This is a genomic window from Rhodanobacter sp. B2A1Ga4 (genome assembly GCF_018101315.1).
In the GTDB taxonomy this organism is placed as follows: domain Bacteria; phylum Pseudomonadota; class Gammaproteobacteria; order Xanthomonadales; family Rhodanobacteraceae; genus Rhodanobacter; species Rhodanobacter thiooxydans_A.
On the sequence record NZ_JADBJR010000002.1, the window covers coordinates 219324 to 240762 of the forward strand.

The window sequence follows — 21439 nt, forward strand, 5'->3', positions numbered from 1 at the left end:
ATGCGCGTCAACAAATACATCAGCGAAGCCGGCCTGTGCTCGCGCCGCGAGGCGGACGAGTGGCTCGCGGCCGGGCGCGTCAGCATCAACGGTGAAGTGGTCGGCACCGGGGCCAAGGCGCTGGAAGGCGACGAGGTGCGGGTGGACGGCGAAGTCGTCAAGGCGCGCCTGCTGGCCGCCACGCCGGCGGCGAAGAAAGCCATCTACATCGCGCTGAACAAGCCGGTCGGCATCACCTGCACCACCGACCAGAGCGTGTCCGGCAACATCGTGGATTTCGTCGACCATCCGCAGCGGATCTTCCCGATCGGGCGGCTGGACAAGGATTCCGAAGGGCTGATCCTGCTCACCAGCAACGGCGACATCGTCAACGAGATCCTGCGCGCGGAAAACCACCACGAGAAGGAATACCTGGTCGGCGTAAACAAGGCGGTCACCGACGAGTTCCTGGCCGGCATGGCGCGCGGCGTGCGCGTGCACGGGCAGATGACCAAGTCCTGTCGCACCCGTCGCATCGCGAAATTCGGCTTCTCGATCGTGCTGACCCAGGGCCTGAACCGGCAGATCCGGCTGATGGCTGCCGCGTTCGGCTATCGCGTCACGCAGCTGCGCCGTGTGCGCATCGACAACGTGAAGCTCGGCCACCTCAAGCCCGGCCAGTGGCGCAACCTCACCGAAGCCGAGCTGAAGGGCCTGCTGCCCGGCCGCACGCAATGGTGATCGCGTCGCCCCGCGAACGCCGGATGTAGGGCGGGCACTGCCCGCCGGCTCTTGCGGTTCCGGGAAAAAACGGCAGGCGGTGCCCGCCCCACGAACACCCCGCGGTCAGGCCGCCGGCAAAGTCTGCAGATCCCAGCGCGGGCGCACCTGCACCGTTTCATCCTGCCGCTGACCGCTGGCCAGGCGGATCGCGCCGGCCAGCGCGATCATCGCGCCGTTGTCGGTGCAGAAGTCCAGCCGCGGAAAATACACCCGGAAGCCGTCCTTTTCGCCGACCCTGGCCAGCTCGCTGCGCAGGTGGCGGTTCGCGCCCACGCCGCCGGCGATCACCAGCCGCTGCGTGCCGGTGGCCGCCAGCGCACGCCGGCACTTGATGACCAGCGTATCGACGATCGCCTCCTCGAACGCGCGGGCGATATCGGCGCGGGTCTGGTCGGTCTGGTCGGACTTCTGCCAGGCCAGCAGCACCTGGGTCTTCAGGCCGGAAAAACTGAAATCCAGCCCCGGCCGGTCGGTCATCGGCCGCGAGAAACGGAAGACGCCGGCCGTACCCTGCTGGGCCAGCCTGGCCAGCGCCGGACCGCCGGGATAGGGCAGGCCCATCAGCTTGGCAGTCTTGTCGAACGCCTCCCCGGCGGCGTCGTCCAGGGTGTCGCCCAGGATGGTGTACTGGCCGATCGCCTTGACCTCGACCAGCATCGAATGGCCGCCGGAAACCAGCAGGGCCACGAACGGCGGCTCCGGTGGATCGGCCTCCAGTAATGGCGCCAGCAGGTGGCCCTCCATGTGGTGCACCCCGATCGCCGGCACGCCCAGCGCCCAGGCCAGCGCGCGCCCCGCGGACGCCCCGACCAGCAAGGCGCCGACCAGGCCCGGACCGGCGGTATAGGCCACCCCGCCCAGGTCCTGCACGGTCAGCCCGGCCTGGGCCAGCGCCTCACGGATCAGCGGCAGCAGCTTGCGCACGTGGTCGCGACTAGCCAGTTCCGGCACTACCCCGCCGTAATCGGCGTGCAGCTTGATCTGGCTGTACAGGGTGTGCGCCAGCAGGCCGCGGCCCGGCGCGTCCGGCTCCCAGCGCAGCAGGGCCACGCCCGTCTCGTCGCAGGAGGTCTCGATGCCCAGCACGGGCTTTGAAAATTCGTCAGTTTCCACGGTATACTTCGCGGCTCGCCCTGTTCAACAGTCCCGTCACCGGGGCAGATTACCACTCGGAGTTTCCATGCCCAACGTAAAAGTTCGCGAGAACGAGCCGTTCGAGATCGCACTGCGTCGTTTCAAGCGTACCTGCGAAAAGGCCGGCGTTCTGGCTGAAACGCGCAAGCGCGAGTTCTACGAAAAGCCGACCCAGGAGCGCAAGCGCAAGCGTGCCGCCGCGGTGAAGCGTCACCTGCGCCGCCTGTCGCGCGACGTCTCGCGCAAGGTCCGCCTGTACTGAGTTTCCGCTCACCGCCTGTCGGTGGGCCGCCCGCGTCTTCACGCGGCGCATGCAGGAAACACGGTCGGCGCGGGTTCTCGCAGCCGCCGCCAGCACTCCGGATTCGACATTGGCCGGTGTTGTCCCAAGGGCAACGCCGGCTTTGTCGTTTCCGTAGAATGACCACCTGACCACGAGGCCCCCGCCATGACGCTCAAGCAGCAGCTCACCGAAGACATGAAGACCGCCATGCGCGGCGGCGACAAGCACCGGCTGGGCGTGATCCGGCTGATGCTGGCGGCGATCAAGCAGCGCGAGGTGGACGAGCGCATCGAGCTGGACGACGTGCAGGTGCTCAGCGTGCTGGAGAAGATGCTGAAGCAGCGCAAGGATTCGGTCAGCCAGTTCGACGCTGCGGGCCGCGACGACCTCTCGGCGATCGAGCGCGCCGAGATGGTGGTGATCGAAACCTACCTGCCGAGCAAGCTCAGCGACGCCGAGATCGACGCGCTGGTCGCCGCCGCGATCGCCGACACCGGCGCCAGCTCGCCGCGCGACATGGGCAAGGTGGTGGCCGCAGTGAAGGAAAAAGCCGCCGGCCGTGCCGACATGGGCGTGGTCTCGGGCAAGATCAAGGCGCGCCTGGCCGGCTGAGGACGACGCCGCGGCCGGTCCGCCCGCATCGGCGCCATCCGTCCGAACCTCCCCGCCGGCAACCGACTAGACTAACGGGCTTATGCGCGGCCTGATTCCCGACAGCTTCATCGACGAACTGCTTGCCCGCGTCGACATCGTCGACGTGATCGAGCGGCGCGTGCCGTTGAAGAAGGCCGGGCGCGAGTGGACCGCCTGCTGCCCGTTCCACAACGAGCGCACGCCCTCGTTCTACGTCAGCCCCGCGAAGCAGTTCTTCCACTGCTTCGGCTGCGGCGCGCACGGCAGCGCGGTGAAGTTCCTGATGGACTACGAGCGGCTGGAGTTTCCCGACGCGGTGGAGGAACTGGCGCAGACAGTGGGCCTGACCGTGCCGCGCGAGGGTGGCCGCGAGGAGCGCCCACGCGAGGACAAGACCGATCTGTACGCCCTGCTGGATGCCGCCGCGGCCTGGTACGAAGGCGAGCTGCCGCGCAGTGCCGACGCCCAGGCCTACTGCAGGAAACGCGGCCTCGACGCGGAGACGATCCAGCGCTTCCGCCTCGGCTGGGCCCCGGCCGGCTACGACGGCGTGATCAAGGCGCTGGGCAACACGCCACGGCGGATGGAGCTGCTGAACGAGGCCGGCATGGTCGCCTCCAGCGAGCGCGGCAGCAAGTACGATCGCTTCCGCGAGCGGCTGATGTTCCCGATCCTCGACCGCCGCGGTCGGGTGATTGCGTTTGGCGGAAGAGTGCTCAGCGCCGAGCAATCCCCCAAGTACCTCAATTCCCCCGAGACCCCGCTGTTCCACAAGGGCCGCGAGCTGTTCGCGCTGTGGCAGGTGAAGCAGGCCAACGCGAACCTGGCACGGATCGTGGTGGTCGAGGGTTACATGGACGTGATCGCGCTGCACCAGGCGGGCCTGCCGATCGCGGTGGCCACGCTGGGCACGGCGACCACGCCGGAGCACACCGAGGTGCTGTTCCGCGCCGCGCCGGACGTGGTGTTCTGCTTCGACGGCGACCGTGCCGGCCGCGCCGCGGCGTGGAAGGCGCTGGAATCCGCACTGCCGCGGCTGCGCGACGGCCGCCAGGCGTACTTCCTGTTCCTGCCCGACGGCGAGGACCCGGACTCGCTGGTGCGCAAGGAAGGCAAGGCCGGCTTCGAGCAGCGCATCAAGGAAGCGATGCCGCTGTCGGACTACTTCTTCAACGAGCTGTCGCACGACGTCGACATGGCCAGCCTCGACGGCCGCGCCCGGCTGGCCGAGCGCGCCCGCCCGCTGATCGCGAAACTGCCCGACGGCGCGTTCCGCGACCTGATGGCGCAGGAGCTGGAGAAACGCAGCGGCGCACGCGCGATGCTGCAGGCCGATCCGGCCGTGCGCCGCGCCGTGCAGCGGCCGACGGCGGTACAGCGCAGCCTGGTGCGCAGCGCGATCTCGCTGCTGCTGGCGCAGCCGGGTATGGCCGACCAGGTGGAGCGGCCGTACCGCTTCCTGCGCCTGGACAAGCCCGGCGTGGAACTGCTGGCCGAACTGCTGGACCTCGCCCGCGCGCGTCCCGGCATCAATTCGGCGATGCTGGTGGAGCACTTCGCCGAGCGGGCGGAGTATCCCTCGCTGCAGAAACTGATGGCGGCGCTGGCGGTGGGTGAGCCCGAGGCGCAGCGCGGCGAATTCTTCGACGCGCTGGCGCGGATGGAAGACCAGGCCGTCACCCAGCGCCGCGACGCACTCACTGCGAAAAGCCGCGAGAGCACGCTGGACTCCGCCGAGAAGGCGGAGTTGCGCGAGCTGCTGGCCGCCCGGGTGCGGCCGCCGGTCACCCCGGCCTGATCGCGATGACCTGCCGCCTGCCGACAGCAGCCCTGCGTCAACCCGCCACGCCGGCCATGGATGGCCATCCGACTGTGGGATCATGGTCGGCTGCGGCCCGGCAGGTTCCGCATGACGCGCAAGGATACTGATGGATCTGCTGCAGCAACTGGTGACGATCTTCGCCGAGAACGGCTACGTGGCCGTGTTCATCGCGCTGATGATCTGCGGTGCGGGCTTGCCGCTGCCGGAAGACATCACTCTGGTCGCCGGCGGCGTGATCGCCGGGCTCGGCTACGCCAACGTGCATGCGATGGTCGCGCTGGCGATGTCCGGCGTGCTGCTGGGCGACTCGGCGATCTTCCTGCTCGGCCACCACTACGGCGCGCGCATCCTGCAGTGGCGCTTCGTGGCGCGCGTGCTGACGCCCTCGCGCTACGCCAAGGTGCAGGAGAAGTTCGACCAGTACGGCAACCGCATGCTGTTCTTCGCGCGCTTCCTGCCCGGCATGCGCACCACCGTCTACCTCACCGCCGGCACCACCCACCGGGTGTCGTTCCTGCGCTTCCTGCTGATCGACACGCTGGCCGCGCTGATCAGCGTGCCGTTCTGGGTCTACCTCGGCTACTTCGGCGCCGACAACCACGAATGGCTGGTGAAGTGGATGCACCGTGGGCAGAGCAGCCTGTGGGTGCTGGTCGGCATCCTCGCGCTGGTCCTGCTGGTGCTGTGGTGGAAGCACCGACGCCGCACGCGCTGCGGGCTGGACTGAGCCGCCGGCATGTCGTCGCGTCGCGCCGGTCCGGACAACTTCACCCTCGCCCTGCTCGCCACCGTGGCGCTGGCCTCGCTGCTGCCGTGCCGCGGCGGGACCGCGCGGGCGTTCGACGTGATCACCGACGCGGCGATCGCACTGCTGTTCTTCCTGCACGGCGCCAAGCTGCCGCGGGCCGCAATCGTGCAGGGGCTCACTCACTGGCGGCTGCACCTGACCGTGTTCGCCAGCACCTTCGCGCTGTTCCCGCTGCTGGGACTGGCGTTGCAGCCGCTCGGGCACGCGCTGCTGACGCCGCAGCTCTACCTCGGCGTGCTGTTCGTGTGCACGCTGCCGTCCACCGTGCAATCGTCGATCGCGTTCACCTCGATCGCCGGCGGCAACGTCTCCGCCGCGGTGGTCAGCGCCTCGATGTCGAACCTGCTCGGCATCGTGCTGACCCCGCTGCTGGTCGGCCTGCTGCTGGCCAGCCACGGCGGCGGCGCCTCCTGGCACGGCGTGCTGGACATCATACTGCAACTGCTGCTGCCGTTTGCGCTCGGGCATGCCGCGCGACGCTGGATCGGCGGCTTCGTCGACCGCCACAGGGCGCTGCTCGGCTATACCGACCAGGGCACCATCCTGCTGGTGGTCTACACCGCGTTTAGCGCCGCCGTGGTCGGCGGCTTGTGGCGCGATACGCCGCTCTCCGCCCTGCTCGCCACCCTGGCGATGTGTGCATTGCTGTTGGCGCTGGTGATGCCCACGCTGACCTGGACCGCGCGCCGGCTTGGCTTTTCGCGCGAGGACGAGATCACCATCGTGTTCTGCGGTTCCAAGAAGAGCATGGCCAGCGGCATCCCGATGGCGAAGATCCTGTTCGCCGGCCAGCTCGGCGGCCTCGGCGCGCTGGTGCTGCCGCTGATGATCTTCCACCAGCTGCAGTTGATGGTGTGCGCGGTGGTGGCACGGCGCTACGCCATGCAGGGCCACCACCGCGTCGTCGAGGACAGCCGCGAGGCCGACTGAGGCGACCCGCGGGCGTGGCCCGCCGCTACAGCCAGCGCCCGTATCGGCGGATGTAGATCACCTTCACCAGCTGGGTCAGCGCGCAATAGGCCAGCACGGTGGCCGCCAGCCATGCGTAGTACACCGGCGGCATTTCCAGCATGCCGAGCTTGTGGCCCAGCCCGGTATACGGGATCAGCATGCCGATCGCGATGATCGCGGTGGTCAGCCCCAGCACCGGCGCGGCCGCGCTGCTCTGCAGGAACGGGATGCGGCGCGTGCGGATCATGTGCACCACCAGGGTCTGGGTGAGCAGGCTCTCGATGAACCAGCCGGACTGGAACAGCGACTGGTGCGCCGGCGTGTTCGCGCCGAACACGAACCACAACAGCGCGAAGGTGGTGATGTCGAACACCGAACTGGACGGCCCCACCAGCAGCATGAAGCGGCCGATGTCGCTGGCGTCCCATTTTCGCGGCACGCGCAGGTACTCCTCGTCCATGCGGTCGAACGGGATCGACAGCTGCGAGATGTCGTACAGCAGGTTCAGCACCAGGATCTGCAGCGGCAACAGCGGCACGAATGGCAGGAACACGCTGGCAATCAGCATGCTCAGCACGTTGCCGAAGTTCGAGCTGGCAGTCATCTTGATGTACTTGATGATGTTGCCGAAGGTGATGCGGCCTTCCAGCACGCCCTCCTCCAGCACCATCAGGTTCTTCTCCAGCAGGATGATGTCGGCCGACTCCTTGGCGATGTCGGTGGCGGTGTCCACCGAGATGCCAACATCGGCATCGTGCAGCGCCGACGCGTCGTTGATGCCGTCGCCGAGGAACCCCACGGTATGGCCCTGGCGCTGCAGCGAGCGCACCACCGCGGCCTTCTGCAGCGGCGACATCTTGGCGAACACCGTGGTGCGCTTCACCAGTTCGTCCAGCGCCGCCTCGTCCAGCGATTCGATGTCGCGGCCCTGCACCGAGTGGGTGACGTCCAGCCCCACCTCGCGGCAGATCTTGCGCGTCACCGCCTCGTTGTCGCCGGTGATGACCTTCACCTCGACTCCGTGCTGGTGCAGGGCGTTGATCGCGGTGGCGGCCGAGTCCTTCGGCGGATCGAGGAAGGCGAGACAACCAACCGCGGTGAGCCCGTTCTCGTCGGCCACGCTCCAGGCGCGCTCGGCCGCCGGTTCGCGGCGCACCGCCACCACCAGCACGCGCAGGCCGTCCTCGTTGAGCCGGTGCGTCATCGCCTTGATCTCGCGGCGGCGCTCGTCGGTCATGGCCTCCACCCTGCCACCCACCTGCGCGAATGCGCAGATCGCCAGCATCTCCTCGACCGCGCCCTTGCAGATCAGCAGGTGCTCGCTGCCGCCGTTCGCCACGACGACCGACATGCGCCGGCGCTGGAAATCGAACGGGATCTCGTCCACCACGCGGTAGCGCGCCGCGGTCGGCTCCAGGTCGCGGTGCTCCAGCACCGCCTTGTCCATCAGGTTCTTCAGGCCGGTCTGGAAGCGGCTGTTGAGGTAGCCATACTCCAACGCCTCGTCGCTCTCCTCGCCGTCGAGGTCGAGGTGGCGCTCCAGCACGATCTTGTCCAGCGTCAGCGTGCCGGTCTTGTCGGTGCACAGCACGTCCATCGCGCCGAAGTTCTGGATCGCGTTGAGCCGCTTCACCACCACCTTGCGCTTGGACATCGCCATCGCGCCCTTGGCGAGGTTCGCGGTGACGATCAGCGGCAGCATCTCCGGGGTGAGGCCCACCGCCACCGACAGCGCGAACAGGAACGCCTCCCAGAAACCCTGCTTGTACCACTGGATGCCCAGCACCACCGGCACCATCACCGCCATGAAGCGGATCAGCAGCCAGCTCACCGAGTTCACGCCGCGGTCGAAACTGGTCTGCACGCGCTGGCCGCTCATGCTGTGCGCCAGCGAGCCGAGGTAACTGCGCGTACCGGTGGCCACCACCACCGCGCTGGCGGTGCCGGAGATCACGTTGGTGCCCATGTAGCAGACGGTGGGCAGATCCAGCGGATTGCCGACCGATTCGACGCCGTGCGCATGGATCGGCGCCACCTTCTCCACTGGCAGCGATTCACCGGTGAGGATCGCCTGGCTGATGAAAAGGTCCTTCGCCGTGAGCAGGCGCAGGTCGGCGGGCACCATGTCGCCCGCACCCAGATGCACGATGTCGCCCGCCACCAGCTCGCCCACCGGCACCTCGATCTGCTCGCTGTGGCCGTCGGAGGCCTGCCGCGTCACCGCGGCAGTGTTGCGCACCATCGCCTTCAGCTCCTCGGCCGCGCGCGAGGAGCGGTACTCCTGGGTGAAGGTCAGCACCACGCTGATACCCACCATCGCCGCGATGATGATCGGCCCAGTGAGGTCGCTGTCGTCGGCGAACAACTGCACGCCGGCCAGCACCAGCAGCACGATGATGAAAGGATTCTTGAACGCGCGCAGCAGCTGCAGCGACCAGTGCGGCGGCTTCTCGTGCGAAACCTCGTTGGCACCGTCGCGATGCAGCCGCTCGGTGATCTGCGCCTCGTCGAGGCCGGCCGGCGTGCTATCCAGCGCGGCCAGCAGCGCCTCGTTGTCGCGGAACGCCTCCTGCGCCACCGCCACGTGCAAGGGCGCCGACGCGCCCTTCTCGGCCGTCCTTGAGAGGGCGCCCTGGATGGATTGCTTGATCATGACCCGCTTCCGTGAATTCGCTGATGCCTGCCGCCGGGGCGAGTCCGCGGAATCAGTCCGCCAACCGCATCGACGCTGTTGCGCCTGGCCACGCATGCGGCCGGAACGGTTCCGCGCCTGGCGGAGGCCATCCCTTGCATGACGTCACGGCAGCCATCAGCGACTGGATACCAGCGCGAGATGGACGGATGATGGCAGCGCGTCGCCGCGGGCCCGGGTTGTCGCCGATGCATGGCCGCCGGCGTCGGCGCGGCGGTGCAGTTCGACCACATTGCTGCCGGCCGAGCGGTCCAGCGGGGCGGGCACGGTGATGGTGTAGGTAACGCGCACGGCCTCGCGACGGCCAGCCAGAAGCCGGCGCAGCATGCGCAGCAAAACGGAATCGCGAAGGAGCTTCATGGCCCATCTCCTCGTTACGGCGCCCGCGGCGCCGGAGAAGGTGGGCCGGTCTTCCCTAGTCGAGGAAAGCGCCAGCCGACCGCAGGCGGTCGCCGCAGATCATCAGCTTGTTATGCAATGCCGGCATCCGATGCTCGCGGATGTCGACGTTGCGACTAGGGTAAACGTCCATATGCCTTGGTTAGTCAGGACAGGGGGCCCGCCGACGCGGACGCGCCGGTGGGCGCGGGCATTGTCGTGCTGCGTTGCCGCAGTGTCAATCCCGGCAAGCGCTCCACACGAATGAAAGTTGTTGCGCATGCGGCCAGCATGTCCCGTTCCGCTCAGCCCAGCACCGCCGATGGGACCGCCTGCAGCAGCGGCGATACCAGCCAGTGGTCGACCAGCAGGAACGCGAACAGCGCCATCAGGTAGACGATGGAGTAGCTGAACACCTTCATCGCGTACAGCTCGTCCGGCGGATTCAACAGGCGCACCGCGTAATACAGGAACGCCCCGCCCAGCACCGCGGCGCCGCCCAGGTAGACCAGCCCGCTCATCCCGGTCATTGCCGGCAGCAGGGTCACCAGCACCAGCAGCACGGTGTAGAACAGGATGTGCCAGCGGGTGAACACCACGCCGTGGGTCACCGGCAGCATCGGCACCTGCGCGCGCGAGTAGTCGTCGCGGCGGAAGATCGCCAGCGCCCAGAAATGCGGCGGCGTCCACACGAAGATGATCAGGCACAGCTGCAGCGCGTACGGGTGCAGCGAACCGGTGACCGCAGTCCAGCCCAGCACCGGCGGAATCGCTCCTGCGAGGCCGCCGATCACGATGTTCTGCGGCGAGGCGCGCTTGAGGAACGCGGTGTAGATCACCGCATAGCCGATCAGCCCGGCAAAGGTCAGCACCGCGGTCAGCGTGTTTACCAGCAGCACCAGCACCAGCATCGAGGCGATGCCCAGCAGCAGCGCGAACACGAACACCTGGCGCGGATTGAGGTGCCCGGTGGCCAGCGGCCGGTGCGCCGTGCGCACCATCACCTTGTCGATGCGCTGGTCGATCAACTGGTTGAATGCGGCAGCCGAGGACGAGGCCAGCCAAATGCCCAGCGTGCCGAACACCAGCGCGCGCCACGGCGGCATGCCGGGCACGGCAAGGAACATGCCGATCACCGCGCAGAACACCAGCAGCGCAACGATGCGCGGCTTGGTCAACAACAGGTACTCGTGGAAAACGCTCATCTTCAGTGTCGCCCCAACGACAGGAACATCGATTCGTCATGCTGCCGCTGCGTGCGTGCCAGCGTGGCCAGCAAGGTGAACAGCAGCAAGGCCGCCACGCCATTGTGCGCGGTCGCCACCGCCAGCGGCAGGCCGAAGTACACATTGCTGATGCCCAGCAGCACCTGGCCCGCCAGCGCCAGCGCGATCGCCAGACCGCACAGGCGCAGCCCACGCCGGGCGGCCTTGATCGCCAGCCAGCCGAGGTAGCAGAACACCACCAGCGCACCGAGCCGGTGCGCGATCTGGATCGCACTGCGCGCGGCCATGTCCAGCACGCCGCCTTCGTAGTTCACGCCGATCCCGCGCCACAGCACGAATCCTTCGCGGAAATCGGTCGGTGGCGCCCACTGACCGAGGCACTGCGGGAACGAGCCGGGACCGTAGCCGCAGGCCAGCGCCGCGTAGTTCGCCGAAGTCCAGCCACCCAGCGCGATCTGGCACAGCAGCAACACCAGGCCGATCGCCACCAGCCGACGCAGATCGGCCAGACGATCGTCCACCGCCGCCACGCCGGCGAAACGCAGCGCGGCATACGCCAGCAGCGCGAACGTGGTCATGCCGCCGAGCAGGTGGCCCATCACCACGACGGGCTTGAGCAGCAGGGTCACCGTCCACATGCCGAGCATCGCCTGGAAGATGATCACCGCCAGCGCCAGCACGCAGATCTTCCAGGCGCCAGGCCGCGGCAGCCGGATCGCGGCAAGCAGCGGCAGCGCGATCGCACAGGCCGCCAGCAGCGACGACCACAGGTGCTCGCCGCGCATGTACAGGCCCACGCCGAGCGCCGCGAATACGGCGCCGGCGAGCACTGCCAACAGCGTGTCGCGCCGGCGCCCGCTCGCCAGCAGCGCCAGCAGCAGCACCAGCACGCCGAGCGTGCCGGCGAAGAAGCGGTGCACCTGCTCGCGCCAGGCCTTGTGCGCCTCGTACGGCCGATCCGGGAACGCCGCGTCGGCATGCGCCACCGCCTGCGCGTGCTGCGGCCAGGTCACCTGGCCGTAGCAGGTCGGCCAGTCCGGGCAGGACAGGCCGGCGTTCGACAGCCGCACGAACGCGCCAAACATCACCAGCCCGAACGCGAACACCGCCGCGAACAGCGCCAGCCAGCGGAGAATTTTCAGGGAGCGTGCCGACATCACTTGATCACCTTCACCATGTCCCGCAACAGCCCGGGGCCATCGAAGCCGGCCGGGTACAGCGACAACGCGGTGCCGTTGGACTCCACCAGCACGGCACTGACGCTGTCTGGCGTGGACGGCACGTAGGTTGCCAGTTTGCCGTCGACATCACGACCGAACGCCCAGTACGTGCTCATCGCCACGCGCCGGCCCGGGTCGACCGGTGGCGCACCGACATACAACAGGCGCAGGCGCGACTGATTGCGGTTGAGCATGACCCGTGCCTTGGCGATGCCGGTCAGCGTATCGAAGCAGCGCGCCGCGCAATCCGGGCCGGCCAGTGCGATCAAAGTGAAGCGCGGCTTGCTGTCGCGCCACGGCCACGAGCTGCCGTCATCCAGGCGCACCTGCAGCTGCTCGTCGACGAAATTGCGCTGCGGCAGGATCGGCTCGCCGTTGCCCCTGGTGCCGGGCTGCCAGCCGCTCCAGCTGAGCAGGCCGGCGACGATCATCGGCGCGGCGAACACCAGCCCGATCAGCAGCAGGAAGATTCGGCTCTTGCGCAAGGCGGCGGGATCAGCAGCTTTCATCGGACTTCATCGACCTTGGTGGAATCAGGATTTGCGCGGTTTGCGCTTGCGATGCACGACCAGCAGGATGACCACCGCGGCGAGCGCAAAGGTGAACCACTGGAATGCATAGGCACGATGCCGCGCCGGTGGCATCGAGGAAAAATCGAGGGTGTGCACGCGCTCGTAGATCGCGGCCGGGTCGGGGTCCAGCGCCAGCAACCGCGGGTACAACGGGCGACCGAGGTCGCTGGCGACTTCCGCCGGGTCCAGAAAGATGCTGTTCTTCGGCCACCGGGCCTGTCGCTTCAGCGCATCCCCGCCCATCTCGAAACCGACCGGCGGCGGCGGTACGTACAAGCCCTGCAGGCTCACCTCGCCAACGGGCAGCGCCGGCAGCTGCGGCGTCTTGCCATTGCCGTTGCCGGGCAGGAAGCCCAGGTCGACCAGCAGCAGTTGCGCATGGCCCTCCAGCGCCAGCGGCGCGAACACCTCCACCCCGCCGAGGCCGTCGTGCTTCGGGTTGTCCAGCAGGTACAGGCGGTCGGCAAGGTAGCGGCCACTCACCCGTACCCGCGGGAAGCCGTCGGCCGGCGGCGCTTCGGCCACCCTGGCGAAGTCCTGCAGCGGCGCGGCCGCCGATGCGGCATACCGCCGCAGAAGTGCTTCCTTGAAGTCGGCACGGTGCAGCTGCCACACGCCCAGACGTATAAACAGCAAGGCCCCGGCCACCGTCAGCAGCAGCGCCCACCACGAAGGACGGCGAAACCCGTTCACGCCGGACGCCTGCCAGCGACCGCTATACTGGCCATGTCGAACTGGATCGGATCAATCACGTGGAAACCATCTATAAAATTGCGCTGGTGGTAGTACTGCTGGTGGTCGTCTTCAGCCTCGGCCAGGCGCTGTACTTCATGATGACCGACAAGGACGACGACAAGCGCACCGTGTGGGCGCTGACCCGCCGCATCGGCCTGTCGCTGCTGTTCATCGCCATGGTCGCGTTCGGCATCTGGATGGGCTGGCTGCACCCGCACGACGTCGGCCAGTGATTGTAGCCGCCACCCGGCAGCCGTTTCCCGTCAAACGAAAAAGCCCGCCATCCGGCGGGCTTTTTCATGCCCGAACCCGATTCGGAGCAATGCTCTTCATGAAGGGTCCGGCCATGGATGGCCGGTTTTTGATCTTCGCTCTCCACGACAGGACGTCGCGTCGCCCTTCTGAAGAGTCCGGCCCGGACGGCCGGTCTTGCTCTTCGCGAGAGGACCTCGCGTCAAAGTATGTAGACGAACATGAACAGGCCGAGCCAGACCACGTCGACGAAGTGCCAGTACCAAGCCACCGCCTCGAAGCCGAAGTGATGGTCCTTGTTGAAGTGGCCCTTCAGCACGCGCAGCCAGATCACCGCCAGCATGATCGTGCCCAGCGTCACGTGCAGGCCATGGAAGCCGGTCAGCAGGAAGAAGGTGGAACCGTAGACGCCGCTGTGCAGGGTCAGGTTCAACTCCTTGTACGCCTCCATGTACTCGTGCGCCTGGAAGTACAGGAAGGTGGCGCCCAGCAGCACGGTCAGGCCCAGGAACAGCAGGATCTTGCCGCGATGGCCGGCGCGCAGCGCGTGGTGCGCGATCGTCACGGTGACGCTGGAGGTGAGCAGGATCAGCGTGTTCAGCAGCGGCAGACCCCACGCCGGCACGGTGCGGAATGCGCCACCGACCTGCTCCGGGCCGTTGCCGCCATTGGCACCCCACGACGCCGCGTAGTCGCTCCACAGGAACTGGTGGGTCAGCACGCCGTGGCCTTCGCCGCCCAGCCACGGCACCGAGAACATGCGGATGTAGAACAGCGCGCCGAAGAACGCGCCGAAGAACATCACCTCGGAGAAGATGAACCACATCATGCCCATGCGGAACGAGGTGTCGACCTGCGGGTTGTAGCTGCCGGCCAGTGATTCGTGAATCACCGAGCGGAACCAGCCGAAGAACATGGCCAGCACGCCGATCACGCCGACGGTCAACACGGTCTTGCCGAAGCCGGCCTCACCGGGCTCCGCGTTCAGCCAGTGCGCGGCACCGAACACGGTGGTGAACATGACCACTGCGGCCACGAACGGCCAATAGCTCTTGGCCGGAACAAAGTAAGCGTCGTGCTGCTGACCCATGGTGTAACCCCGTGGATTTCTCTTGATGACTTTTGCCCCGTCACGCCGCCCGGGGAACTGCATGCCGGACGTCGAAGCCGACCGGTCGAAAAAACATGTAGCGACTGCGCTGCTGCTATTTCATCAACACTATCTGCACGAACGAGATCAGGAAGAAGAACAGCACGATCGCCACCAGCACCGTCACGGTGCGCCGCACACCCTTGTGGCGATCGTTGTCGACATCGTCGGTGGCCGGGTGATTCGTGGTCTGCTGCGTCATCTCGGTTCGTCTCGTGCAGTGTCCCGGCCATTCGGCCGGGACGCTGCGGCAATGATCAATCGTTCACGTGGCCGTGCGCCAGTTCGTCGTCGTGAATCACCGGCGGCACTTCGAAGGTATGGTGCGGGGCCGGCGACGGCACCGTCCACTCCAGACCCTTGGCGCCTTCCCACACGCGGTCGGTGGCCTTCTTCTTGGAGAAGAACGCGCAGTGGATAAGCACGCCGATGAAGATCAGCTGGGTGGCACCGAACAGGAAGCCGCCGATCGAGCTGATCATGTTGAAGTTGGCGAACGCCACGTTGTAGTCGGGGATGCGGCGCGGCATGCCGGCCAGGCCCAGGAAGTGCTGCGGGAAGAACAGCACGTTGACCCAGATCACGCTGTTCCAGAAGTGCACCTTGCCCCAGAACTCGTTGTACATGTTGCCGGTCCACTTCGGCAGCCAGTAGTACGTGGCGCCGATGATCGCGAACAGCGCACCGGTCACCAGCACGTAGTGGAAATGCGCCACCACAAAGTAGGTGTCGTGGTACTGGAAGTCGGCCGGCACCAGCGCCAGCATCAGGCCGGAGAAGCCGCCGATGGTGAACAGGATGATGAACGCGATCGCGAACAGCATCGGCGTCTCGAAGGTCATCGAACCGCCCCACATGGTGGCGACCCAGTTGAACACCTTCACGCCAGTCGGCACCGAGATCAGCATGGTGGCGTACATGAAGAAGATCTCGGCGCCCAGCGGCAGGCCCACCGCGAACATGTGATGCGCCCACACGATGAACGACAGGAACGCGATGCAGGCGATCGCGAACACCATCGCCTTGTAGCCGAAGATCGGCTTGCGCGCGAAGGTCGGCACGATCTCCGAGATGATCCCGAATGCAGGCAGGATCATGATGTAGACCTCGGGATGGCCGAAGAACCAGAAGATGTGCTGGTACAGGACGGGGTCGCCGCCGCCGCCCGGGTTGAAGAAGTTGGTGCCGAAGTATTTGTCGGTGAGCAGCATGGTCACCGCACCGGCCAGCACCGGCATCACGGCGATCAGCAGGAACGCGGTGATCAGCCAGCTCCACACGAACACCGGCATCTTCAGCAGGTCCATGCCCGGCGCGCGCATGTTCAAGATGGTGGCGATGATGTTGATCGCGCCCATGATCGAGCTGATGCCCATCAGATGGATCGCGAACACCACGTAGGCCAGCGAATCGCTCTGCAGCGCCAGCGGCGGATACATCGTCCAGCCGCCGGACGGGCCGCCACCCGGCAGGAACAGCGTCGACAGCATCAGCAGGAACGCAAACGGCAGGATCCAGAACGACAGGTTGTTCATGCGCGGCAGCGCCATGTCCGGCGCGCCGACCATCAGTGGGATCATCCAGTTACCGAGGCCGACGAAGGCCGGCATGATCGCGCCGAAGATCATCACCAGCGCATGCATGGTGGTCAGCTGGTTGAAGAAGTACGGCTGCATCAGCTGCAGGCCGGGCTTGAACAGCTCGGCACGGATCGCCATCGCGAAGCTGCCGCCGATGAAGAACATCGTCAGCGCGAAGATCAGGTACAGCGTGCCGATGTCCTTGTGGTTGGTGGACATGCACCAGCGCTGGAAAAAACTTTTCGGCGCGCCGTGGTGATCGTCGTGCTGATCATGGGTGGCTGCGTAGGACATGGCCTTGCACCTCTAACCTGGAATATTGAATGCGACTGCGAAAAAACGTGTGCCGTGAGCGGCTGCGGGCGACGAGGGATCAGCCCTGCTTGCCGGCAACCGGAGCGGCGACCTGCGCGGTTTGCGGTGCCGGCGCCGGCGCGGCGGACTGCGCCTCCTGCTCGGCCAGCCACTTGGCGAAGTCCGCCTTGGACTTCACCACCACCACGATCGGCATGAAGCCGTGATCCTGGCCGCACAACTCGGCGCACTGGCCGCGGTAGGTGCCCGGCGCGGTGAAGTTGGCCCACGCCGCATTGATGATTCCGGGGATCGCGTCGATCTTCCAGCCGGTCGCCGGCACCCACCAGGAATGGATCACGTCGCCACTGGTGATCACGAAGCGGATCTTGGTGTCGACCGGCACCACCAGCGGCTTGTCGACGTTCAGCAGGTAGGTGCTTTCGTCGCCCACCTTGACCGCGAACGGGTCCATGCCCGAGCCGAGCTGGCGGGTCTGGTCGCTCTGCGAATCGAGCTTGGACATGAAGCCGACCTTGTCGATCGACTTGCCCAGGTAATCGACATAGTCGTAGCGCCACTTCCACTGGTAGCCGGTGACCTTGACGGTCATCTGCGAACCGGTGGTGTCGGCCCAGCTGGTGAGGCCGCCGGTGGCCAGGTAGGCCAGGGTGATCAGGATCAGTACCGGGATGGTGGTCCAGACCACTTCCACCGTGGTGTTGTGCGACCACTTCTCGGCCACCGCGCCGCGCGATTTGCGGAAGCGGAACATCGCGACGAACATCGCGCCGAACACCAGCACGCCGATTACCGTGCACACGGCGAGCGAAATGTTGTTCAGGTGGTACGGCACCTGCGACCAGGTGCTCGCGCCGCGCTCCATGTTCAGCTGCCACGGGCCGGGGGCGGCCAGGGCCACGCTGCCGAACGATGCAAGGGCGAGAGCCGCCGCTGCCGTGAATGATCGCCTGATGCCGCCAGATGTCATGTCTTGCACCTTTGTTGAACCTGCTTGCGTGGCTGGTTGAAGTCGGCCAGCAACACCATGAGTTTCTTCGACAGCTCGACGCGTTCCTGATCCGCCAGGAAAACGCCGATCTCCAGTTCGCGTCCGTGCGATGACAGCAGCAGGCGCTGGCGCCCATTGCCCGACTCCAGCAGCACGCGCACCCAGTACGACTGGAAACACATGCGGCGCCGGCCCGGCAGGGATTGCACCTCCAGCGACACGGCGTCGAGGGTGATGCGCTCACTACAGTCACCAGCCCGCCAGGCCACGCTCAAGGCGATGGCCACGGCGACGGATTCCACCAGGGCGAACAGCGGAGCGAACACATTCCCCTGCCACGCCCCCAGCCCAGCCGTCATCAGCACCAGCGCTACTAGAACCACGATCAGTCGACGCAGACCGCGCCGGCTGAGCGTGCGATTGGGCTTGAGCCACATCGTCACGCGGGGCAAGCCGGCGGTAGCTGGTCGAAGCACGATCATGGGGATCCGGCGTGCCTGGAACGCCGGAATGATAGGCCGCGGCGGCGCAACGGGCAAGAATGTCGCACCGGCTTGACCTGGATCAGGGAATCAGGCTGCACCGGCAGGGCGCGCTTCGATGGCCTCCCGATCCCCGCAGATTGCACCGCACGCGTACAATTGCGCGTTCCCCTCCGCCTGCGCGAACCCCAGCGACCAGCCCGTGACCCAAGCCATTCTCCGCCCCGAACTTCCCACCGATGGCACGCCAGCGCGCGCGCGCATCACCGCCGCCTGGCTGCGCGACGAGACCGAAGCCGTCAACGACCTGCTGGCCCAGGCCACCCTGCCGCCGGCCGAGCGCGAGCAGGTGATCGACGTCGCCGCCGGCCTGGTTACCCGCGTGCGTGCGCGTGCGAAGGACCAGAGCGCGGTCGAGTCCTTCATGCGCCAGTACGACCTGTCCTCCGAGGAAGGCGTGCTGCTGATGTGCGTGGCCGAGGCCCTGCTGCGCATCCCGGACAAGGCCACCGCCGACAAGCTGATCCGCGACAAGCTCGGCGAGGCGGACTGGAAGAAGCACCTGGGCCAGAGCGAGTCGCTGTTCGTCAACGCCTCCACCTGGGGCCTGATGCTGACCGGCCACCTGGTGAACCTGGCCGAGGACACCCGCCACGATTTCACCGGCGCGCTGAAGCGGCTGGTCGGTCGCGCCGGCGAGCCGGCGATCCGCCTCGCCGTGCGCCAGGCGATGCGCATCATGGGCCACCAGTTCGTGATGGGGCAGACCATCGACGAGGCGCTGGACCGCTGCGCGAAGAAGGAATACGCGGTCTACCGCTACTCCTACGACATGCTGGGCGAGTCCGCGCTCACCGCCGAGACGGCCGAGCGCTACCAGGAGGACTACCGCCGCGCCATCGGCCGCATCGGCGCGCGCGGCCCGTTCGCCAACCACACCGACGCGCCGTCGATCTCGGTGAAGCTATCTGCGCTGCATCCGCGCTACGAAGTGGCCAAGCGCGAAGACGCACGCCGCCTGCTCACCGCCAAGCTACTGGAACTGTCGCAGCTGGCGATGAAGCAGGGCATCGCGCTCTCGGTAGACGCCGAGGAAGCGGATCGCCTGGAGCTGTCGCTGGATATCATCGGCGACGTGTTCGCGCATCCGTCGCTCGAAGGCTGGAACGGCCTCGGCATCGTGGTACAGGCCTACTCCAAGCGCACCCCGTTCGTGATCGACTGGCTGGTCGAGACCGCACGCGCCGCCGGCCGTCGCTGGTACGTGCGCCTGGTCAAGGGCGCCTACTGGGACGCCGAGATCAAGCGCGCGCAGGAACAGGGCCTGGCCGGCTATCCGCTGTACACGCGCAAGCCGAATACCGACGTGTCCTACCTGGCCTGCGCGCGCAAGCTGTTCGACGCCGGGGTCGAGCTGATCTACCCGCAGTTCGCCACCCACAACGCGCACTCGATCGCCGCCGTGCATCACATCGCGCGCGGCCGCCCGTTCGAGTTCCAGCGCCTGCACGGCATGGGCACCGACCTGTACGCCGAGGTGATCGGCCTGCAGAACCTCAACGTGCCGTGCCGCGTGTACGCGCCGGTCGGCACCCACGAGGACCTGCTGCCGTACCTGGTGCGCCGCCTGCTGGAAAACGGCGCCAACACCAGCTTCGTCAACCGCGTGGCGGATGAAACCCTGCCGGTGCGCGAACTGGTCGCCGACCCCTGCGAGACGGTGCGCCGCTTCGCGTCCATTCCCCACCCGCGCATCCCCTTGCCGGTCAACCTCTATGGCGAACTGCGGAAGAATTCCATGGGCATCAACTTCTCCAACGACAACGAACTGAAGACGATGGCCGACGCGGTCAACGCGAACGCCGGTCCGTGGACCGCCGCCCCGCTGGTGCCCGGCGCAACGGCCGTCGGCCCGACCGTGTCGGTGACCAACCCGGCCGACCGCCGCCAGGTCGTGGGCAGCTACGTCAGCGCCGACAGTGTCACCGTCGACAAGGCAGTGGCCAATGCCGTCGCCGCCCAGCCCGGCTGGGATCGCCTGCCCGCCGCCAGTCGAGCCGCGATCCTCGAGCATGCGGCGGAGCAGCTCGAAGCACGTCGCGCCGAATTCATCGCCTTGTGCGTGCGCGAGGCCGGCAAGAGCCTGCCCGACGCGATCGCGGAAGTTCGCGAGGCGGCCGACTTCCTGCGCTACTACGCCACCATGGCGCGCCGCCTGTTCGGCCAGCCCGAGCAGTTGCCCGGCCCCACCGGCGAGAGCAATCAATTGTTCCTCAACGGTCGCGGCGTGTTCGTCTGCATCAGCCCGTGGAACTTCCCGCTGGCGATCTTCCTGGGCCAGGTCAGCGCCGCACTGGCCGCCGGCAACAGCGTGATCGCCAAGCCGGCCGAGCAGACTTCGCTGATCGGCCACGCCGCGGTGAAGCTGCTGCACGAGGCCGGCGTGCCACTCGATGTGCTGCAGTACCTGCCCGGCGATGGCGCCACCGTCGGCGCCGCGCTCACGAAAGACCCGCGCGTGGCCGGCGTGGCCTTCACCGGCTCCACCGAAACCGCCTGGGCGATCAACCGGAGCTTGGCCGCGCGCAACGCGCCGATCGCCGCGCTGGTCGCCGAGACCGGCGGCCAGAACGCGATGATCGCCGACTCCTCCGCCCTGCCCGAGCAGATCGTCAAGGACGTGATCGCCTCCGCGTTCCAGTCCGCCGGCCAGCGCTGCTCGGCCGCGCGCGTGCTGTTCGTGCAGGAGGACATCGCCGACAAGGTGGTCGACATGCTCGCTGGCGCGATGGCCGAACTGAAGGTCGGCGACCCCGGCCAGCTCTCCACCGACGTCGGCCCGGTGATCGACGAGGACGCGAAGAAGATCCTGGTCGACCACGCCGCGCGCATGGACGCCGAGGCAAAAAAGATCGGCGAAGTCGCGCTTGATCCGGCGACCACCGCCAACGGCACCTTCTTCGCCCCGCGCGCCTACGAGATTCCGTCGCTCGCCACGCTGACCCGCGAAGTGTTCGGCCCGGTGCTGCACATCGTGCGCTGGAAAGGCAGCGAGCTGGCCCAGGTGGTCGAGCAGATCAACGCCACCGGCTACGGCCTCACCCTGGGCGTGCACAGCCGCATCGACGACACCGTGGAATACATCCGCAGCCACGCCCGCGTCGGCAACTGCTACGTCAACCGCAACCAGATCGGTGCGGTGGTCGGCGTGCAGCCGTTCGGCGGCGAAAGCCTCTCCGGCACCGGCCCCAAGGCCGGCGGCCCGCACTACCTCTTGCGCTTCGCCGGCGAACGCACGCTCACCATCAACACCACCGCCGCCGGCGGCAACGCCTCGCTGCTGACCATCGGCGAGTAAGCGGCGGAATTCGGGAAACCCCGCGCCCTTCACCTTTCTCCTTCAAGTTCGCCTGGGGGAGAGGGTGTGGCGAGGGAGCTCTCCGACATTGCCGC

General features: G+C 67.2%; 20 protein-coding genes. 8 read left to right on the forward strand and 12 right to left on the reverse strand.

The annotated features are described in order from the left end of the window. Nucleotides 1-720: a pseudouridine synthase gene (locus IMW82_RS09655; protein WP_108471733.1), complete on the forward strand. Its 720-nt coding sequence runs from the start codon at nucleotides 1-3 to the stop codon at nucleotides 718-720. A gap of 105 nt (nucleotides 721-825) precedes the next feature. On the opposite strand, the gene tsaD is transcribed toward IMW82_RS09655, so the two are convergent. After that, entirely contained in the window at nucleotides 826-1875 is a 1050-nt protein-coding gene (gene tsaD, locus IMW82_RS09660; RefSeq protein ID WP_234411327.1) for a tRNA (adenosine(37)-N6)-threonylcarbamoyltransferase complex transferase subunit TsaD, read from the reverse strand. A gap of 67 nt (nucleotides 1876-1942) precedes the next feature. Between tsaD and rpsU the strand changes: the two genes are divergently transcribed. The 5 genes from rpsU to IMW82_RS09685 all read left to right on the forward strand — a co-directional run bounded on the left by rpsU (nucleotide 1943) and on the right by IMW82_RS09685 (nucleotide 6372). After that, complete coding sequence (gene rpsU, locus IMW82_RS09665; protein WP_007081639.1) at nucleotides 1943-2158, forward strand: 30S ribosomal protein S21; 216 nt, start codon at nucleotides 1943-1945, stop codon at nucleotides 2156-2158. Nucleotides 2159-2344: 186 nt separating this feature from the next. Then, nucleotides 2345-2791: a GatB/YqeY domain-containing protein gene (locus tag IMW82_RS09670; RefSeq protein ID WP_108471734.1), complete on the forward strand. Its 447-nt coding sequence runs from the start codon at nucleotides 2345-2347 to the stop codon at nucleotides 2789-2791. Nucleotides 2792-2873: 82 nt separating this feature from the next. Further along, on the forward strand, nucleotides 2874-4610 hold the full coding sequence (dnaG, locus tag IMW82_RS09675) for a DNA primase (protein ID WP_108471735.1): 1737 nt from the start codon (nucleotides 2874-2876) through the stop codon (nucleotides 4608-4610). A 130-nt stretch (nucleotides 4611-4740) separates the two neighbouring features. After that, complete coding sequence (locus IMW82_RS09680) at nucleotides 4741-5361, forward strand: DedA family protein (RefSeq protein ID WP_108471736.1); 621 nt, start codon at nucleotides 4741-4743, stop codon at nucleotides 5359-5361. Between the two features lie 9 nt (nucleotides 5362-5370). After that, entirely contained in the window at nucleotides 5371-6372 is a 1002-nt protein-coding gene (locus IMW82_RS09685) for a bile acid:sodium symporter family protein (RefSeq protein ID WP_108471737.1), read from the forward strand. A 25-nt stretch (nucleotides 6373-6397) separates the two neighbouring features. Here the strand turns inward: IMW82_RS09685 and mgtA are convergent, their stop codons facing one another. The 6 genes from mgtA to IMW82_RS09715 form a co-directional block, all read right to left on the reverse strand. Then, entirely contained in the window at nucleotides 6398-9046 is a 2649-nt protein-coding gene (gene mgtA, locus IMW82_RS09690) for a magnesium-translocating P-type ATPase (RefSeq protein ID WP_108471738.1), read from the reverse strand. Nucleotides 9047-9202: 156 nt separating this feature from the next. Then, a complete protein-coding gene (locus IMW82_RS09695) occupies nucleotides 9203-9445 on the reverse strand; it encodes a hypothetical protein (protein ID WP_108471739.1) in 243 nt (80 codons plus the stop codon). A 323-nt stretch (nucleotides 9446-9768) separates the two neighbouring features. Further along, nucleotides 9769-10668 carry a heme o synthase gene (gene cyoE, locus IMW82_RS09700; RefSeq protein WP_108471740.1) on the reverse strand — a complete coding sequence of 300 codons (900 nt, stop codon included), beginning with the start codon at nucleotides 10666-10668 and terminating at the stop codon, nucleotides 9769-9771. Nucleotides 10669-10670: 2 nt separating this feature from the next. Continuing rightward, nucleotides 10671-11846: a COX15/CtaA family protein gene (locus IMW82_RS09705; RefSeq protein ID WP_108471741.1), complete on the reverse strand. Its 1176-nt coding sequence runs from the start codon at nucleotides 11844-11846 to the stop codon at nucleotides 10671-10673. Further along, the gene (locus IMW82_RS09710; protein WP_108471742.1) at nucleotides 11846-12418 is read right to left on the reverse strand and encodes a hypothetical protein; all 573 of its coding nucleotides are present in this window, start codon (nucleotides 12416-12418) and stop codon (nucleotides 11846-11848) included. Before IMW82_RS09710 ends, IMW82_RS09705 begins: the two co-directional genes overlap by 1 nt. A 24-nt stretch (nucleotides 12419-12442) precedes the next feature. Next, on the reverse strand, nucleotides 12443-13174 hold the full coding sequence (locus tag IMW82_RS09715) for an SURF1 family protein (RefSeq protein WP_108471743.1): 732 nt from the start codon (nucleotides 13172-13174) through the stop codon (nucleotides 12443-12445). Between the two features lie 59 nt (nucleotides 13175-13233). Between IMW82_RS09715 and IMW82_RS09720 the strand changes: the two genes are divergently transcribed. Further along, a complete protein-coding gene (locus IMW82_RS09720; protein ID WP_108471744.1) occupies nucleotides 13234-13449 on the forward strand; it encodes a twin transmembrane helix small protein in 216 nt (71 codons plus the stop codon). 221 nt (nucleotides 13450-13670) lie between these two features. Here IMW82_RS09720 and IMW82_RS09725 read toward each other — a convergent pair whose 3' ends face one another. The 5 genes from IMW82_RS09725 to IMW82_RS09745 form a co-directional block, all read right to left on the reverse strand. Beyond that, nucleotides 13671-14558 carry a cytochrome c oxidase subunit 3 gene (locus IMW82_RS09725; protein ID WP_108471745.1) on the reverse strand — a complete coding sequence of 296 codons (888 nt, stop codon included), beginning with the start codon at nucleotides 14556-14558 and terminating at the stop codon, nucleotides 13671-13673. 115 nt (nucleotides 14559-14673) lie between these two features. Next, entirely contained in the window at nucleotides 14674-14820 is a 147-nt protein-coding gene (locus IMW82_RS09730) for a hypothetical protein (RefSeq protein WP_159082185.1), read from the reverse strand. Nucleotides 14821-14875: 55 nt separating this feature from the next. Further along, on the reverse strand, nucleotides 14876-16492 hold the full coding sequence (gene ctaD, locus IMW82_RS09735; protein ID WP_108471746.1) for a cytochrome c oxidase subunit I: 1617 nt from the start codon (nucleotides 16490-16492) through the stop codon (nucleotides 14876-14878). Between the two features lie 79 nt (nucleotides 16493-16571). Continuing rightward, on the reverse strand, nucleotides 16572-17483 hold the full coding sequence (coxB, locus tag IMW82_RS09740; protein ID WP_108471747.1) for a cytochrome c oxidase subunit II: 912 nt from the start codon (nucleotides 17481-17483) through the stop codon (nucleotides 16572-16574). Continuing rightward, on the reverse strand, nucleotides 17480-17941 hold the full coding sequence (locus IMW82_RS09745; protein ID WP_108471748.1) for a DUF2244 domain-containing protein: 462 nt from the start codon (nucleotides 17939-17941) through the stop codon (nucleotides 17480-17482). Before IMW82_RS09745 ends, coxB begins: the two co-directional genes overlap by 4 nt. A 247-nt stretch (nucleotides 17942-18188) precedes the next feature. On the opposite strand from IMW82_RS09745, the gene putA reads away from it, so the two are divergent. Beyond that, nucleotides 18189-21344, forward strand: a complete 3156-nt coding sequence (gene putA / locus IMW82_RS09750) for a bifunctional proline dehydrogenase/L-glutamate gamma-semialdehyde dehydrogenase PutA (RefSeq protein ID WP_211004352.1) — start codon at nucleotides 18189-18191, stop codon at nucleotides 21342-21344. Nucleotides 21345-21439 lie beyond the last annotated feature (95 nt).

Bases quoted from the DNA above. Each gene is read 5' to 3' on its own strand.
- mgtA (WP_108471738.1), bottom strand. From the start codon at position 9,046: ATGATCAAGCAATCCATCCAGGGCGCCCTCTCAAGGACGGCCGAGAAG.
- coxB (WP_108471747.1), bottom strand. From the start codon at position 17,483: ATGACATCTGGCGGCATCAGGCGATCATTCACGGCAGCGGCGGCTCTC.
- IMW82_RS09705 (WP_108471741.1), bottom strand. From the start codon at position 11,846: ATGTCGGCACGCTCCCTGAAAATTCTCCGCTGGCTGGCGCTGTTCGCG.
- cyoE (WP_108471740.1), bottom strand. From the start codon at position 10,668: ATGAGCGTTTTCCACGAGTACCTGTTGTTGACCAAGCCGCGCATCGTT.
- IMW82_RS09745 (WP_108471748.1), bottom strand. From the start codon at position 17,941: ATGTGGCTCAAGCCCAATCGCACGCTCAGCCGGCGCGGTCTGCGTCGA.
- IMW82_RS09685 (WP_108471737.1), top strand. From the start codon at position 5,371: ATGTCGTCGCGTCGCGCCGGTCCGGACAACTTCACCCTCGCCCTGCTC.
- dnaG (WP_108471735.1), top strand. From the start codon at position 2,874: ATGCGCGGCCTGATTCCCGACAGCTTCATCGACGAACTGCTTGCCCGC.
- IMW82_RS09730 (WP_159082185.1), bottom strand. From the start codon at position 14,820: ATGACGCAGCAGACCACGAATCACCCGGCCACCGACGATGTCGACAAC.
- IMW82_RS09680 (WP_108471736.1), top strand. From the start codon at position 4,741: ATGGATCTGCTGCAGCAACTGGTGACGATCTTCGCCGAGAACGGCTAC.
- IMW82_RS09725 (WP_108471745.1), bottom strand. From the start codon at position 14,558: ATGGGTCAGCAGCACGACGCTTACTTTGTTCCGGCCAAGAGCTATTGG.
- IMW82_RS09670 (WP_108471734.1), top strand. From the start codon at position 2,345: ATGACGCTCAAGCAGCAGCTCACCGAAGACATGAAGACCGCCATGCGC.
- IMW82_RS09655 (WP_108471733.1), top strand. From the start codon at position 1: ATGCGCGTCAACAAATACATCAGCGAAGCCGGCCTGTGCTCGCGCCGC.
- IMW82_RS09695 (WP_108471739.1), bottom strand. From the start codon at position 9,445: ATGAAGCTCCTTCGCGATTCCGTTTTGCTGCGCATGCTGCGCCGGCTT.
- ctaD (WP_108471746.1), bottom strand. From the start codon at position 16,492: ATGTCCTACGCAGCCACCCATGATCAGCACGACGATCACCACGGCGCG.
- rpsU (WP_007081639.1), top strand. From the start codon at position 1,943: ATGCCCAACGTAAAAGTTCGCGAGAACGAGCCGTTCGAGATCGCACTG.
- IMW82_RS09710 (WP_108471742.1), bottom strand. From the start codon at position 12,418: ATGAAAGCTGCTGATCCCGCCGCCTTGCGCAAGAGCCGAATCTTCCTG.